This window comes from Aquicella lusitana (assembly GCF_902459475.1).
Taxonomy (GTDB): Bacteria; Pseudomonadota; Gammaproteobacteria; order DSM-16500; family DSM-16500; genus Aquicella; species Aquicella lusitana.
In genome coordinates this window covers 377,762-394,732 of sequence record NZ_LR699114.1, presented here as the reverse complement: position 1 = coordinate 394,732, position 16,971 = coordinate 377,762, and the positions used below count along the sequence as shown (strand labels likewise).

Genomic DNA, 16,971 nt, shown 5'->3' with positions numbered 1-16,971 from the left:
TATCACTCCACATTCTGGACCTGCTCCCTCACCTGCTCAATCAACACTTTCAATTCTACGGCCGCATGCGTCACAATGAAATCGGTTGATTTTGAACCAAGCGTATTGGCTTCTCTATTTAATTCCTGCAACAGAAAATCCAGTCGACGTCCCACGACACCGCCGTGTTTTAAAATACGCCTGACTTCAGCAATATGGGTTTGCGTACGGTCAACTTCTTCTGCGACATCAATTTTCTGCGCAAAAATCACCATTTCCTGCTCGAGTCTGGCAGGATCCAATTCCATTTTTACATCAGCAAAACGCTTCGCTAATCGTTCTTGTTGGTCGCGCAGGACCTGAGGCAAATGCTCGCGCACTTTGGCAACTTCCTGCTGCATGAGATCCATGCGCTGCAAGAACAGCTGCTTCAATTCTTCGCCTTCACGCTTCCGCGCTTCGACCAGATCACTCAATCCTGTGTCTATTAATTGAAAAAGTGCTTGTTCCAATTTACCAAGATCCGCTTCCTTGCTTTCAAGCACTCCGGGAAAACGCAAGATATCGGTGGGGGTAATAGGCGCTGGGTGTTTTAAAAGCGCTGCGATTTTTTCGCTGGCAGCACAAAGCTCCTGAGCAATCACGGTGTTAATTGTAAACAAGGGACCATTTGTACCTGCTCCGGGCTGATAACGCACCACACATTCGATTTTGCCGCGTTTGATTTGCTGCCGTATGCGCTCACGGATAGGCATTTCAAATACACGCAGCACTTCAGGTAAATGTACACTAACCTCAAGATAACGATGGTTGATGGAGCGTATTTCACAAATCAGGCTGCCCCATTCCCCTTGGCTCTGTGCTCGTGCAAATGCTGTCATACTATAAATCATAATCGGTTCTCACTGTTTTTATTTTTCAATGCCGTCCCACACGCCATCCCAGTCAGGCGGGGGCGGATTGGATTTAAACTGCTCACATCGCCTAATAAAATTTGGCGCCAATGTGTCTTGCGGGTAAATCAGCAAACAGGCTTTAAAATGCGTCATCGCGTCTCGCCATTTTTGCTGCTGGTAAGCTGCAAATGCTTGATCAAACTCGCAGCGATAGACTTCGACATCAAACGAAACGGCTTTAGCACCTCCTGCCAGCAATTCATAAATTGCTGTACTTTCCGCTTTACCCTTAAACCGGACTCTGTCCACCAACCGTAAGACAAAGGTATCTTTCAATTTTTGATATACCGGCTCAGTGGTCAAAATAGACGTATCATATGCCTTGTTAGCGTCAACCAGCCGGCTGGCCATATTAACCATATCGCCAAGTGCAGTATAGTTCAAACGCTCCGATGAACCAATATTTCCAACAATCGCATCGCCGGTATGGATGCCGATGCGGGTGATGAGCGGCGGTTTATTCTCTTTTACCCATCGGCCATTCATCTCGCGTGAAAGTTCAAGACAGCGCAAAGCCGCATGCGCTGCATGCCTCACCGGATCATCGATGACAACCGGCGCGCCCCAGAAAGCCATGATCGAATCACCAATATATTTATCAATGGTGCCTTTATCCTCGATAATCACATTGGAAAGCGCCTCAAAATAATCACACACCTGTTGAACCAGCTGGTTGGAGTCAGCCTTCTCTGCAATGGCGGTAAATCCCTTGATATCGGTAAACATCACCGTCAGCTCACGCTTCACACCGCCCACTCGTACGTCTTCGCCCGCATCAATCAGCCGGCGCACGAGCGTTGAGGGAACATATTTCTGGAATGAACGTAAACCCATTTTCATGGCGTAAATGGCATCCGACAGTTCTACAACTTCTTTAATACGGGAACGCACACGCTCCCGGGATGACAGATCGAAATGCTTTATTTTTTCGGTTTCCTTAACCAGTTTTTTAATCGGCGTCACAATACGGGTCACAAATCCTGAGATCAACACAATACCAAGCATGAAAATAACCAAGTCAACAAACAGGTAAATGAACTCAAGCTCGCGTATCGGGCGAGTAAAATCTGTTTCAGGATCAATGACACCGATATACCAGCCGTGCGCTGCCAGTGAAGGTATTTTTTTGAAAGCGGCAATATAATCCTCGCCTTTGCTTTCAAAAATAAACATCGATTTGTTGCTTTTCCTAAATGCATTAAACGCAGCCGCATACGCTTCGGAGACATCGCTTAGCTTGATTAAGCCACCCTTGTATCGCGTCGGATCAATAGTAAATTGCGGTGCGGCGATTAAATTTCCCTCGTCATCCGTAATGAATACTTCCCCCAATTGCCGAATTTTATGCGTGCCCACATATTGGGATAGATAATCGAGACGCACATCCATGCCAAACACGCCGAGCGCATTGCCTTTTCTATCAAAAACGGGTGTTGCCACTGAAACACCCAACACAGGTTCCAGTGCAAACACGTAAACATCTGTCCAGATCATTTTTTTCTGCTGCAATGCATTTCTAAACCAGAGACGCGTACGCGGGTCATAATTCAGTCTTACAGTCAGTCTTTTTACGATATTTTCCTGTTTATCGCGGTAAAGCAGTGTTTCAGTCGCAGGCTTTGCCCGCTGATCTATAAAAATATTCGTGATATTACCGTTATTTTCCTTGCGTGAATAAATAAAGTTCCCGTTGATGTCGCCCCAATACACGCCACTCACCAGCGCAAATCGCTTCAGAAAATGCAGCAGATATTCCTGCATTTCATCCACATCATCGACATCCAGCACTTTTTCCCGTACCAATTCACCGGTAAATTCACTGGCTTCTTCAACGGGATATAAGTGAATGTTGAGATCATTGATAATGGCATAGGATTCCTTATCTATCAGGAGATAAGCAGCGCGCATCACGAGATCAGAAACATGAAAATAAAAAACGCTAAAGAGCGTAATGATGGTGATCACAAAGAGGGTCATGAAAATGAAAAGCAGACTAAAACGCAGCGTCACAATGAATTGCGTCGTCTTGTCCTTAAGATATTGAAGCCTTGCGGTCATGACTTATTCCATGCTGCAAAATAAAGAGCGTTGATCTAACAGGACTTTGGCCATTTTTGAAAAGCGTTCACAAAACTGTCATCCTGAGCGTAGCGAAGGATCTCCTTTGTACATCGGGAGATCCTTCGCTACGCTCAGGATGACAACATTATCGAGCGTTTTGTAAAATGGCCAAAGTCCAGTCTAACAGATCATCAAGTGCGTCATGCGTTTATGCGGGTATGACAAACTTAGCGACATGTTATTCTAACACTCACCCTTCATCTTATCCTGCAGCTATCTGCCTAACCAGTCCTGTGACACCCTTTTTTTGTAATTTCTGTTTGGCGAGGCTGACCTGATCCTTACTTGAAAAAGGGCCAAGCTGTACGCGGTAGGTTTCTTTTTCGTTTAGTTTTACCACAGAGGGAGAAAAACCGGCCACGGCAAGCGATTGACGGTATCGTTCCGCTGAAGCGGCGCTTTTGAAAACACCCACTTGAATCACATAAGCAGTTTGCCTGATTTCTTTGGCAAACTCCCGCTCCAATTCATCGGCATTCAGAAAAGCTGGATGGCGTTTGCTGGCCATTTTGATTTCATTCTTGCTTTTTTCAGCCTTGTCAGCAGGTTCGGACACTGTCACCTGCATGTTGGGTAAAGCCGTATAAAATTCAAAATGAATGGTGGGTTCAGCCGGTTTTTCTCGGTTTTTGACCAACTGCTTAGCCTTGGCGATATCCTGACGCAGACGGCTCTTTCGCTCACCGAACCAATTTTTTATTTGTGAAAAATAAACCGCTCCTTCCGAAAAACCCGCATTAGCCCGGATGTGTTGATAAGCAAAATAGGCAACGCAACAACCAAGAATGGCAAAAACACTTGCAAAAACAGCCCAACGCTTGAGCGGCGGTTCTTTCCTCGGATTTTTTTTTGCAGCATCCCTTCTCATACTTGTTCACATGCTTTCCGGTGCTGAAATACCCAACAAGTTGAATCCATTTAACAGAGTTTGCCGGGCTGCCGAGATCAATGCAAGACGCGCATCCCGTAATGCAGCATCCTCTACCAGAAACTGGTGCGAGTTATAATATGAATGAAAGTCCGTAGCCAAATCACGCAGATAATGGGTGACCTGGTGGGGTTCATAATTTAATGCTGCCTGTATGATCATATCAGGATAACGGGACAAGGTATTCAGCAATTCACGTTCATGCGGTTCTTTCAAAAGATCCAGGTGAGCAAGCCCATTTGCTTCATCATAACGCAGGTTACGCTCTGCTAGCTGTTTAAACACGCTGCAGATACGCGCGTAAGCATACTGCACATAGTATACGGGGTTTTCAGTGGACTGCGCCTTGGCAAGTTCCAGATCAAAATCCATGTGCTGTTCGGATTTACGCATCACATAAAAAAAGCGCGCAGCATCGTTGCCAACTTCATTTCGTAATTCACGCAGCGTAACGAAATTTCCACCGCGCGTAGACATCTGTACCTGCTCGCGGCCCCGATAGAGCGTGACAAATTGCACGATTAGATGAATTAAACGCTCCGGATTGATCCCCGAAGCTTCCATTGCGGCTTTCATGCGAGGAACATAGCCGTGATGATCTGCGCCAAAAATATCAATCGCGATATCAAATCCGCGTTCAAATTTATTCAAATGATAGGCTGCATCGTTTGCAAAGTAGGTGCGTACGCCATTGGACCGCACTAGTACACGGTCTTTGGAATCGTCGAAATCAGTAGAGCGGAACCATAATGCACCATCGCGTTCATAAACATGTCCGCTTGCTTGCAACCGCTGCAGGAAATTATCTACCGCATCGGAGGCGACAAAATCCCGTTCTGAAAACCAGTTATCATAGTGAACACCGAATTCAGCCAGGTCTTCCCGCATATCAGCCACAATATTACTCAAACCCAGATCATAAATAGCGGTATATTTATCACCCAGAAGCTGTTTTGCACGCTCGACAATTGCATCAATATATATTTCCTTGTCGCCACCCTGCGGTTCATCAGGCGGCAAGTTTTCAAAAACAGCTTGGGCTGGCACCTGAAAGTGTGACCCATGCAGAGAGTGTACAGATTGTGCGATACCCACTACATAATCACCACGGTAACCGTTTGCGGGAAAGGTGATTGCTTCACCGCACGCCGCAAGATAACGGAGCCAGACACTAACAGCGAGTATATCCATTTGACGGCCGGCATCGTTGACATAATATTCTCTATAAACATAAAACCCGACAGCATCCAACAGATTGGCAACGACGGCTCCAAACGCAGCATGGCGTCCATGGCCTACATGCAAGGGCCCTGTCGGATTAGAGGAGAGGAATTCAATCAGCACCCGCTTGCTTCTTCCCATTTTACTGCGACCATAATCCGCTTTTTCTGCCAGTATTCTGGCCACCACATCGGTTAGCGCCTGAGGGGATAAGAAGAAATTAATAAAACCAGGGCCCGCTACTTCGACTTTCTGCACATAGGGTGAAGCGGGTAAAAACTGAATGATATGTTCGGCAATATCACGCGGCTTTTTTTGCGCAGGCTTCGCCAGGATCATGGCAACATTGGCTGCAAAATCCCCATGTTTTTTATCACGCGTTGCATCAACCTGGAAAAAGGCAGGTATCGCTGGCAGCTCGCCCGATTCCTGCAATTGTTTTACAGCCATTTGTATAAGGTTTTCTATATGTTGTTTCATGATTCTAATCTGTTCCTAAAAATGCACGCTGCTATTATCCCTTCTTATGCTGAACTTGCAAGAAGGTGCACACTACCGGGATTTTTCTCCATCGCCAGTGTAAGCTTTTTCTCACAATAAAATGAGGAAATCTACCCGTCGTTACCCAAGTCTATTTTATATAAAAATCAAAGCGGTAATAATATCTTATTGATTTAAATACATAACCTCAGTTATGGTTAAGCAATTGAGGACATCCAAAATTTACTTCTGCTGATAGACGGTTTTTTTGCTTTTAAACAGTAACCTGCTAAACCACTAACAAGATTAACCAGAAAATTTACCGGACTGCGATGTCGAGTATGCTCAATATGGCAGATAGATTTAAGTTGATCAATGACGGTTTCTACAATGCTTCGCTGATAAAGAAAAAATTTTTCGAACGCGCTTAGCATTTTTTTCTTCATGTTTTTTCTAACTTTCGTAATCAATTTTATGCCTCGTTTTGCAAGCGACTCCGCTAATTTTTTGCTGATGTATCCTTTATCGCCCGCACCAAAACCAGTTAATCCTTGCATTAATTTTTCAACAACTTCTCTATCATCAACATTTCCTTTTGTAATGCAAAAACTCATAATTTCTCCCTGGTGATTGATCGCTAAATGTAATTTGAATCCATAAAAAAAGCCTACAGAACAGTGTCCGCGTTCAGCAATGCCTTTAAAAACTTTATTTCTGTAAATTCGACGATTGTGGCATACAACCATTTTTGTAGAATCCAAATAATACAATCCGGTGTGTTTTCCTGTTCTTGATAGTACATACGCCGTTAGTGGTGCAAGCAACCTTGGCATGAGTGCAACAAAACGTGGATAGCTTACCGCTTTAGGAAATTCTCGAAAAAGTTGGCCTAACACACAATCCAGATAAAAATCCTTGAATGTGCGATAGTGGCTTAAGTGAAATAAAATCATGATCGTCATCATCTCGCTTTCACTTAATTCTGTTTTCCTCTGACGTTTGCCTTTAGGTAAGGGCAAAATTTTATTTGCAGATTCTTTTACATGGTTCTTGTAAAACTCATCAATATCACAGAAAATTTCAACGATCGGCGCTAGTAGCATTTTGACTCCATTCAAAACCTTGGGCGGTTAAAAATGGCAAAATTTACCAAGCGCCTTTCTTATTTTCAATCTTTTCAAAAAGTTAAAATTCGCTTATCCATAACTGAGGTTACATATTAAAATTCGCTTGCCTCCTGCCCCTGACATTTTGAAAAAGCACTTTCAATTCAACTGCCTGTTTTAAAATAGCATGAGAAAGTCGATTTATGTATACTTGTTTTCGTAGTCACGGATTGACTACTCTCGCAAAAAAGGACTTGTGCAACCACTCCTCGTTTTGTGTGTTCAGGGACGGTATTTTTGGCATGGATTGCCAGACCTGAGTTGAGCATGTGTAGGCGGTACCTTGCGTACCGCCTTTTTTTTATTCTCCCTTCGTTTTCTTTTTATATTCACTTTCTTCTTTGTCACCCTGCACAACTCATCCCAGCACTCCCTCTTGCCGTGCGTCTGCTCCCTTTCTCGTTTGTCGCTCATGGCTCTTTTCTTTTGTCATTCCGCACTTGTTGCGGGGTCTGGGGTAAAAAAATAATGTCTTTTTTATTTTTTTGATACCGGATCCCGCAACAAGTGCGGGATGACAGAAGGGCAAGTGCGGGATGACAGAAGGGCAAGTGCGAGATGACTGAAAGGCAAGTGCAGGATGGTAGAGGAGGAATGTGGGATGGCAATGGTGGGTGTGCTGTGGAGAGCTAAAGCGTTTTTAACATCTTCTCTGCATAAGCAGCATCAATCAGAATAAAATCATTCTTGTCTGCCTCATATTGGTAAACATCTGCTTTCGCCAGCTCAAACCACCAGCCATGCAATTGCAGCGTCTGTTTATTTAGGCGTTCCTGAATAATGGGATAAGTTTTGAGATGATCCAGCTGTTGCAGGACATTGATTTTTGATAATACGTTATGCGGTTCCGCCATATTTGCATGACAGCAGGCCTTAAAACGCTCAAACGAAGGGACGGCATGGGTTAACCATTCGGCGAGATTTGTCTGTGCAGACTGGCTATTCGCCGGGTGAGTAAAGAAACGCATGGCACCGCAATCCGAATGCCCGCACACGACAATATGGTTCACATTCAATGTCAGCAGCGAAAATTCAATCGCGGCTGCAACGGGAGTGGCGGACGAATGACGTGCTGTCATCTCAAAAGGAGGGACCAGATTGCCAATATTTCGCATGACAAACAAATCGCCAGGATCAGTAGAAGCAAAAACATTGGGAACAACGCGACTGTCACAGCAGCCAATGAAAAGCACATCCGGCGACTGGCTATAAGCAAGCATGGAAAATTTTTCACGGTAAGCTGTGAGAGACTTTTCCCGAAAATCAATAATGCCTTTAATTAGCTTTTTCATTTAATACCCTTGTTTACATGCAATGCCAGCGAAGCTGGCAATCTCTCTAATCGGCGCAACGAAGGACCACCTATTATACATTTAGGGATCCTTCGAGCAAATAACGCTCTCAGGATAACAGTCATTTTTGTAGAATCAGCCTCATTTGTCAAAAATGGCCAGTCCAGCCAAATAAACACTCTTTGTAAAATGCGTGTTATTTACTTAGTTATCTCTTCGACCTGCTCCACGTATCCGCACGTCTGTCGCGGGCAAACCAGTTCCGTGCCGCGTTTCTTCGTTTTCTTGACAGTTAACATGGGCCAAGCACATTTTGGGCAGCTTTGATTAATAGGTTCATTCCATACGGCATATTTACAGTCTGGATAACGGGAACAGGAGAAAAATATACGGCCTTTTCGCGACTGCCTTTTTACCATTTTGCCTTGTTTGCATTCAGGGCACTCTACCCCTGTATCCGTTGGCTTGTTCAATGATTCAATATGCTTGCATTTGGGATAGTTGCTACAGCCTATAAATTTGCCATACCTGCCATGCTTAATTTTGAGCGCACCGCCGCAATCAGGACAGGAACGACCTTCTACTAATTCAGCATCATGGGAGGCTTCACCTGGCTGCTCTTCCATTGCGCGCGTATAAGTACACTCAGGATAACCTGTGCACCCAATAAAGCGATCCCGCTTGCCCAAGCGTATAGACAACGGTTTACCGCACAAAGGACAGGATTCATCAAGCTGCTCCTGAGTCACATCTTTGCGCTTGACGGTTTCTGCAATATTGTCTACCTGGTGTTTGAAAGGATCCCAGAATTCTTCCAGTAAAGGCACCCAGGCTTTTTCCCCGCGTGATACTTCATCTAATTCATCTTCGAGCTGAGCGGTAAATAGATAATCCACATAGCGGGTAAAGTATTTTGTCAGAAACTTGTTCACAATACGCCCAATATCCGTAGGCCGAAAACGCTTGTTTTCCAACACCACATATTCACGTGTCTGCAGGGTAGAAACAATAGCGGCATACGTAGACGGACGCCCTATGCCATATTCTTCCAGCGCCTTGATCAAGGTCGCTTCAGAATAGCGCGGCGGGGGTTCCGTGAAGTGTTGATTGCAGATGATATCATTCAGTTTAACTTCATCCCCTTCTTCAAGCTGAGGCAAGAGATGCTCATTGTCGAGCTCTTCCGGTTTGTCATCCGAACCTTCCTGATAGACGCGCATAAAGCCCGGATCCACCACGACAGAGCCCGTTGCGCGGAACTGGTGCTGGTCGCTACCTGCGCTCATATCAAGGGTCATGGTATCAATGGTGGCGGAAATCATTTGCGATGCAACAGTGCGTTTCCAGATCAGGTCATACAATTTAAACTGCTCGGGCGATAAAAAGTCTTTGAGTGATTCGGGCAGACGGTGCACCGAGGTCGGCCGTATGGCTTCATGCGCTTCCTGTGCATTTTTGGCCTTGGTTTTGTAAATGCGTGCTTCCTCCGGCACATTCTCCTTGCCATAGCGCTCGGCAATCAGATCACGAATTTCAGTGATGGCATCCTGCGCCAGGTTAACGGAGTCAGTACGCATATAAGTGATAAGACCGACAGAGCCTGAATCAATTTCCACACCTTCATAAAGCTGCTGGGCAATTCGCATGGTACGCTGCACGGCAAAACCCAGCTTGCGGGCGGCTTCCTGCTGCAAGGTCGAAGTAATAAAAGGCGAGGCAGGATTGCGCTTGCGTTGTTTCTTTTCTACTTTTGCGACACGCAACTTACCTTTTGCTTCTTTAATCAGGCGTGCTTTAATGGCTTCAGCCTGCTCCTGATTCGTAATCGAAAACTGCTCCAGTTTTTCGCCTTCATAAATAATCAGCTTGGCATTGAAAGCTTTCTTTTCCGCTTCCAGCGCCGATTCCAGGTCCCAATATTCCTGCGAAACGAATTTCTCAATCTCTTCTTCGCGCTCCACAATCATACGCAATGCGGGGCTTTGTACCCGGCCGGCGGAAAGTCCATACCGTATTTTTTTCCACAACAAGGGAGATAAATTGAATCCCACCAGATAATCCAGTGCACGCCGCGCCTGCTGCGCATTCACCAGATCCATGGATATTTCACGCGGATGTTGAACAGCAGCGTTAACGGCTGACTTGGTAATTTCGTGGAACACGATGCGATGCACGGGTTTTTTACCCAGCGCTTTCTTGTCTTTTAGAATGGTATAGATATGCCAGGAGATGGCTTCACCTTCGCGATCAGGGTCAGTAGCCAGATATAAGGCATCCGCTTTTTTCATCGCACTGACAATGGCTGCCACATGTTTTTCATTTTTTTCTATCAACTCATAGCGCATGGCAAAATGATGTTCTGGATCAACAGCGCCTTCTTTGGGCAGCAAATCGCGCACGTGTCCATACGAGGCAACGATATTAAAATCGGGACCCAAATACTTCTTTATCGTCTTGGCTTTTGCCGGTGATTCAACGATGACAAGATTCGTAGTCATGGAAATTAAGTTTCCTTAGAAAGTACCTATTAGAGACTATAGCTTAAATTCAATGTGCAATGTTTTATCAATTCATCCCCAAAATGGATAATTTTTACTGAAAGAACATTGGCTTGCAGCAAAGTAAGGGAAGAAAGGTTAGTGTAGGACATCAAATGCATCCGACAAAATCATGTCTTGCAAAAGGGAAAGTGCAGATTTTTTATCAGGCTGGTTAAATAATGCTATTAAAACCACCCACTTAATCCGCCCCAGGTCCACTTCACGGCTATCAAGCGCCATCAACCGGTCAATAACGATTTCACGTGTCATGGGGTCCAAAATGCTTAGTTGCTCAAGATAAAGCAGAAACCCTCTCCCTTCTATACCCAGTCGCTCACACTCTTCCATTGAATAATGGCGAATAGCGTGCGGCGTTAATTGGGGACCGGATTGGACTGTTTCCTGAACCCGGTTCAACCCGTCCAGCCAGTCCAGCGCCCTGCCGATTTCATTGCGGCTAAAACCCGCCTGCTCAAGCTCGGACATGATGGTGTCCTGGTCTGCGTTCAGGGCGACGCTGCCATCCATATAATTTTCAAACAGATACATAAGGACTTCGAACATAATATAAACAATCCACCTTACAAACGAGAAACAGTACGGATATACCCACCGGGCACCGATTGGATATAACCATTTAATTCTAATGCTAAAAGCATGGAGGAAACTTCGCCCGCAGTCAATCCGGAACGCAATAGTATCACATCGATGGGTGTAATTTCATACCCGATTTGTTCAAGTAATTGTCGATAGTCAGCTGATAGACCAAAGGGTGGCTCAACTCTCTGAGATGTTACTGGCGCCACTAGACCAGCTCGCAGAGCGCCCAGCTCCTCTATCACATCCTCCGCCGTTTCCACTAATTTGGCACCCTGGCGGATCAGATAATGACTGCCGCGTGAAAGCGGGTGATGGATAGAGCCAGGAATCGCAAATACTTCGCGGCCTTCCTCGATGGCATTCCGCGCCGTAATCAGCGAACCGCTTTTAAGTGCCGCTTCAATCACTAACACACCCAGGCTTAATCCCGCGATAATCCGGTTACGCTGTGGGAAATTAGTCGCCTTGGGCGGGGTTCGCAGTGGAAATTCTGAAATCACTGCACCACCCTGATGGAGAATGGAATCAACCAGGGCATGATGAGACCGTGGATAAAGATAATTTAATCCCGTACCGGATACCCCCAATGTTACACCGCCGCCAGCCAGCGCACCACGATGTGCGCCACCGTCTATACCCAACGCAAGACCGCTGGTGATGGCAAAGCCGGCCGCTGCGAGATGCTTCGCAAACTGTTCCGCATTGGCGATCCCGGCTGGGCTCGCATTGCGTGAACCGACAATGGCAATTTGCGCCTGCATGAGCGCTTCACGATTGCCGCGTACATAAAGCACCAGAGGTGGATCTGCTGTTTCCTTCAGTAAAGGCGGATACGATTTATCCTCCAAGGATATAAGGTGATGATTCGTTTTTTGTGCCCATGCGAGCTCATATTCCACCGCTTCCCAATCAGGCCGCTGCAACAGTTGAATTTGCCTTGTACTGATGCCTGCCGCATGCCATTCCTCTTCAGATGCATGAAATAACGTTTTAATGTTTACGAATGATCCAAGCCAGCTTTGCAATTTGCGCGGCCCTATACCGGGTAAAAACAAAGCGGCGAGCCAATAGGGGAGATGATCGTCATACATATGACATTCCTTGTTTATTATTGATGGGTAATACTGCTTACTTAAACTGGACTTTGGCCATTTTTGACAGGTGTTCACGAATTTGCCACCCTGAGCGCAGCTTTGCTATCCTGAGCACTGCTTTGTCATCCTGAACGCAGCGAAGGATCTCCAAATGCACAATGGGAGGGAGATCCTTCGCTGCGCTCAGGATGACAGCCATTCTGTAGAATCAGCATCATTTGTCATTCTCCTGGAAGTCTGGAACCTATTCTGCTCTTAGCAGCATGTTGCCAAGGAAAAATGGTTCCTGCGAAACTGGTTTGTATCGGAGGGAATCTGGATTGCCTAACCTTTACAGCAATAACAAAGAGAAGGTGGTGAGGGCCAATCGATGGCAAATTTACTGCTTTAAATATTTTTCAATCGTATCCATCAATAAGCCGGCAATATTCAATCCAGTACCGGCGTCAAGCTCACGAATACCCGTGGGGCTGGTGACATTAATTTCTGTGAGATAATCGCCAATGACATCAATGCCTGCAAAATACAGGCCACGTTCTCGCAAAGCCTCTCCTAGCTGTGCACAAATATAACGGTCACGCTCAGATAGCGGTTGCACTATACCTTTTGCGCCTACTGCCAGGTTACCGCGCCAGTCATTTTCTTGCGGTACACGCGCCAGCGCATATTCAACAGCTTGCCCATCCACCAGTAGAATACGTTTATCCCCTTTTTTTATCTCGGGGATAAATTGCTGCGCCATTATAGATCGCGTTCCATTTAGCGTCAGTGTATCGAAAATGACATTCGCATTGACTTCGTGTTCCTGCAAGCGGAAAACCGACACGCCGCCCATACCGCTTAATGGTTTGCAAATAATATCTTTGTGTTCTTTCCAAAATTCATTCAATTTAGTGATAGATTGCGTCACCAGTGTAGAGGGCGTGCAGTCGGGAAAATAAGTGGCAAAAAACTTTTCATTCGCATCGCGCAAACTTTGCGGACGGTTAACAATCAGCACTCCCAAACGCTCGGCATGCTCCAGGATATACGTAGTATAAATATACTCTTCATTAAAAGGCGGATCTTTGCGCATCAGGATAACATCAAGCTCAGCAAGCGCAATACGCTTACTTTCCTGGAAAGCATACCAGTTGGCTGGATCCTGGAAAACATTCAGGATTTTTGCGTCGCCATAAGGAATGCAATCACGTAAAAACACATCTTGCTGTTCAAAATAATAAATTTGCCACCCGCGTGCTCGCGCTTCCCATAACATGGCCAGTGTGCTGTCTTTTTTATAATGAATGGATCCAATGGGATCCATGATGATGCCTAGCTTAATTGTCATTTTTTCATTTGGTCCTTCATTTCACGTGCCGCAGCAAGCATACTCAACTGAGCAACAATGCCATAAATATAAAAACGGTTCTGCGAGGCGTCAGGATCTAATTTTGCGTTCGGATCATTGCAAGTCTGCGAGAATGGCAGCGGCTCAAAACGCATACCAGGGGCATTTAAATTTTCATCAATCCCTCTTTCCTTATGAACACGATAAAATCCGCCCACTACACTGTCTCCCCATAAATAGACCACAGGTTCTGCTACTGCTTTTTCAGATCCAAAGGTTTCAAACGTATAAATACCTTCCTGAATAATAACGCGGCGTACAGGTTGTCCTCCCTTGATCATAGACATGCGCGTGCGCTGTTTGCGATTTAATGATTTTAACTCATCTACACTGCGCACCGTCATGACTGCCATACCATAAGTGCCAGCATCGGCTTTCACGATCAAGAAAGGTTGATGCGTGATACTGTATTCGGCATATTTTTTCTTGATTTCTGCAAATAGCGTCTCAGCATGCGCGATCAAACATTCCAGCCCTTCTTGCTGCATAAAATCAATCTGGCCGCAATGCCTGAAGAGCGGCGCGATCAACCATGGGTCAATATTGGTCTCCGCAGCAAACTCCTGAGTCACCTCAGCGTAATATTGAAAATGTTCTGATTTGAGACGCTGGCTCCATCCCAGTGTGGCGGGCGGAAGCAGTGGAATTTCCAGATTCTGCAGAATGTCGGGAATACCTTCAGAAAGATCGTTATTTAACAGGACTAAATGCGGGCAAAAATCGGTGATATAAAGCTTATTGTTTTTTCGCAATAACGGCTCAACAACAACTTTTTCACCGGAAGGCAAGGCTATTTCCTTCGGCTCTTTCAAATCTTCCGCTAACAAGGCGAAACGAATCTCAAAGTCGGCTGCTTCCAGAATTTTTTGCAGTGTTTTAATATTTTCCCAATAAAAAAGATTTCGCGTATGGCTCTCGGGAATCACCAGAATACGCTTTGCGTCCGGGACAATGCGATGGATCGCTTTCTTTGCAGCGCTAATAGACAATGACAAATAATTGGGATTCAGATTATTGAATCCGGCAGGAAATAAATTCATGTCAATGGGCGCCAGTTTAAAGCCGGCATTACGCAAATCCACCGAACCATAGATCGGAGGCAATGTTCGCTCCCACTGGTCCCGGAACCATTCCTGTATGTGATTGCACTGCGCGAGAAAATGCCGTTCAAGATAATATAATGGCTCAGTCTGTGTGGTGCTTAATTGAGGCGTTGTTTGTGAGTCTGCCAACATGTTTCCCTCTCATTTTCGTTATGGCAATGCTTGGGTCGTTAAACAGTATGGGGTCGCTTGCGAATAGCGTCAGCCATTCAGTGTTCGTGAACTCCATTATCCTGATCACGCTGCTCACCGCAGGAAAAAGAAATCATTACCTAAAAATTATTAACATTTTACTTTTTTATCGCAGTTGGTTGCCATAAATGCATTGAGGCGCCCTAAAAATTCTTGGGCGTCTACTTCACCCACAATCCGTTGTGAATTCACCTCACGCCCGCTATTATCAAAAAACAGAACCGTAGGCGGTGCAACAACATTGAAACGCTTGAGCAGCGCTTTATTTTCTTCGCTAATGTCAGTCAGATCAGCGCGCAACAGAACATAGTTTTTTAAAGCCTGACTGACTAAGGGCGAAGCAAAGACATGGCGGTCCATGGACACGCAGGATTCACACCAGTCTGCGTAAAAATCCAAAATAACCGGCCGGCGGGCGGCCTGCGCAGTCAGTAGCTGTTTATTTAGATCAGAAATGTCATGCACGACGGTAAAAGACGGCCCGGCAAACGTCGCTTGACGATTTGGTTGTAGCCATTGATTCAGCAGATGAGGCTCAAACGCACTGAGCATTAATAGGCCACTGGAGCAAACTGCCAGAAAACCCAGGCTGCGATTTAACCGGGGCTTACCCACCAGGCGCGGTAAATAGATACCAAAGTACAGGGCAATACCTAAAAACAATAAGCCCCAAAAAACAGTGATGGTGGTAGGTGAAGCCACGCGTGACAGCAGCCAGATTGCCATGCCCAGCATAAGGATGCCAAAGAGGGTTTTAACCGCACCCATCCAGGGCCCTGATTTTGGCAGCCATTTACCCGCAGACATGCCTACTAATAAAAGCGGCATGCCCATTCCAATCCCCATCATGAATAAGGCACTTGCACCCAAAACAAGATCGCCCGTCTGGCCAATATACATCAGCACCCCCACCAGCGGCGCCGTGACACAAGGCGATACAATCAATGTTGATAACGCGCCCATCAGAAAAACACCGGCATAGGAGCCGCCTTTTTGCTGGTTGCTTAAGCGGACAAGGCGGTTTTGCCAACGCGCTGGCAGGCGCAAGTCATACAGTCCAAAGAGTGACAAGGCGAGCAGCACGAATAACCCACTCACGATACCGATGATCCAGGGCTGCTGCAGCCATACCTGAATGGACCCGCCCATCGCAGCCACAATCAAGCCTGCCGCTGCGTAAGTCATCGCCATGCCAAACACATAAGCGGTTGAGAGAAAGAAAGCCCTTTTGGTATTCATCACCTGTTTCTGCCCAACAATAATGCCTGTCAAAATGGGAATCATAGGCCAAACACAGGGGGTCAGTGAAAGCAACAAGCCAAGGCCTGCAAAAACAAGCAGCATGACAAAAAAGCGTTGCGATTCCAGTAAAGTTTGCACTCCATTCTGATCGGTTAACAAGGAAGAAAATGACGCGGCAGCAGGGGATGCGCTTGTAGCAACCTTGTTGCCGTCAATCGGTGTCGCCTTTAAATCTGACAAATTTAAAAGCATGGTTTGATGCATAGGGGGATAACAAAAGCCCGCCTGCGAACAGCCTTGATAGTCCACGCTTAAAGACAGTTGTTTTTCTTTTGTGTGCAGTAAAACAGGAATACTAAGCAAGCCCGAAAACGCTTCAAAACGCCCGCGGTCAGGATCATATTTCATCTCGCCCTGCGGCATGTGCACATCAATCATCTTGGGATCAGGGGCATTAATGCGTATTCGCTTGGCATACAGATAATAACCGGGCGCGATTTGCCATTCTACTTGCGCTGCCTCCGGACTGCTGACAGTCACCGAAAAAACAAAAGCTTCATCCCCTGGCAAAGGAGTTACAGATGCGACGCTGCTCATCGGGAACAGGCATGCTGAGACCAGCAGGAAAAGAGCGATCAGTTTTGCCTTTATCATATGCACTTCACCT

The 16,971-nt window shown here is 45.9% G+C and carries 12 protein-coding genes; all 12 read right to left on the bottom strand.

The genetic code is table 11. The annotated features are described in order from the left end of the window. Positions 1–2: 2 nt before the first annotated feature. The 12 genes from AQUSIP_RS01825 to dsbD all read right to left on the bottom strand — a co-directional run bounded on the left by AQUSIP_RS01825 (position 3) and on the right by dsbD (position 16,958). Positions 3–860: a YicC/YloC family endoribonuclease gene (locus tag AQUSIP_RS01825; protein WP_197737808.1), complete on the bottom strand. Its 858-nt coding sequence runs from the start codon at positions 858–860 to the stop codon at positions 3–5. A gap of 30 nt (positions 861–890) precedes the next feature. Beyond that, on the bottom strand, positions 891–2,993 hold the full coding sequence (locus AQUSIP_RS01820) for an adenylate/guanylate cyclase domain-containing protein (RefSeq protein ID WP_114834850.1): 2,103 nt from the start codon (positions 2,991–2,993) through the stop codon (positions 891–893). A gap of 265 nt (positions 2,994–3,258) precedes the next feature. Next, positions 3,259–3,924 carry an SPOR domain-containing protein gene (locus AQUSIP_RS01815; protein WP_114834849.1) on the bottom strand — a complete coding sequence of 222 codons (666 nt, stop codon included), beginning with the start codon at positions 3,922–3,924 and terminating at the stop codon, positions 3,259–3,261. 6 nt (positions 3,925–3,930) lie between these two features. Further along, positions 3,931–5,685 (bottom strand): arginine--tRNA ligase, encoded by a 1,755-nt coding sequence (gene argS / locus AQUSIP_RS01810; protein ID WP_114834848.1) that lies wholly within the window; start codon positions 5,683–5,685, stop codon positions 3,931–3,933. A 218-nt stretch (positions 5,686–5,903) separates the two neighbouring features. Beyond that, positions 5,904–6,788 (bottom strand): IS982 family transposase, encoded by an 885-nt coding sequence (locus AQUSIP_RS01805; protein ID WP_148326070.1) that lies wholly within the window; start codon positions 6,786–6,788, stop codon positions 5,904–5,906. A 692-nt stretch (positions 6,789–7,480) separates the two neighbouring features. Then, the gene (locus AQUSIP_RS01800) at positions 7,481–8,143 is read right to left on the bottom strand and encodes a carbonic anhydrase (protein WP_114835367.1); all 663 of its coding nucleotides are present in this window, start codon (positions 8,141–8,143) and stop codon (positions 7,481–7,483) included. A 200-nt stretch (positions 8,144–8,343) separates the two neighbouring features. Next, the gene (gene topA / locus AQUSIP_RS01795; RefSeq protein WP_114835368.1) at positions 8,344–10,641 is read right to left on the bottom strand and encodes a type I DNA topoisomerase; all 2,298 of its coding nucleotides are present in this window, start codon (positions 10,639–10,641) and stop codon (positions 8,344–8,346) included. 138 nt (positions 10,642–10,779) lie between these two features. Further along, complete coding sequence (locus AQUSIP_RS01790; RefSeq protein ID WP_114835369.1) at positions 10,780–11,247, bottom strand: Smg family protein; 468 nt, start codon at positions 11,245–11,247, stop codon at positions 10,780–10,782. Positions 11,248–11,264: 17 nt separating this feature from the next. Beyond that, positions 11,265–12,374 carry a DNA-processing protein DprA gene (gene dprA / locus AQUSIP_RS01785; RefSeq protein WP_114835370.1) on the bottom strand — a complete coding sequence of 370 codons (1,110 nt, stop codon included), beginning with the start codon at positions 12,372–12,374 and terminating at the stop codon, positions 11,265–11,267. A 382-nt stretch (positions 12,375–12,756) separates the two neighbouring features. Beyond that, entirely contained in the window at positions 12,757–13,707 is a 951-nt protein-coding gene (gene gshB, locus AQUSIP_RS01780; protein ID WP_114835371.1) for a glutathione synthase, read from the bottom strand. Then, positions 13,704–15,002: a glutamate--cysteine ligase gene (gshA, locus tag AQUSIP_RS01775; RefSeq protein WP_114835372.1), complete on the bottom strand. Its 1,299-nt coding sequence runs from the start codon at positions 15,000–15,002 to the stop codon at positions 13,704–13,706. Before gshA ends, gshB begins: the two co-directional genes overlap by 4 nt. A 150-nt stretch (positions 15,003–15,152) precedes the next feature. Further along, positions 15,153–16,958 (bottom strand): protein-disulfide reductase DsbD, encoded by a 1,806-nt coding sequence (gene dsbD / locus AQUSIP_RS01770; RefSeq protein ID WP_114835373.1) that lies wholly within the window; start codon positions 16,956–16,958, stop codon positions 15,153–15,155. Positions 16,959–16,971: the final 13 nt, after the last annotated feature.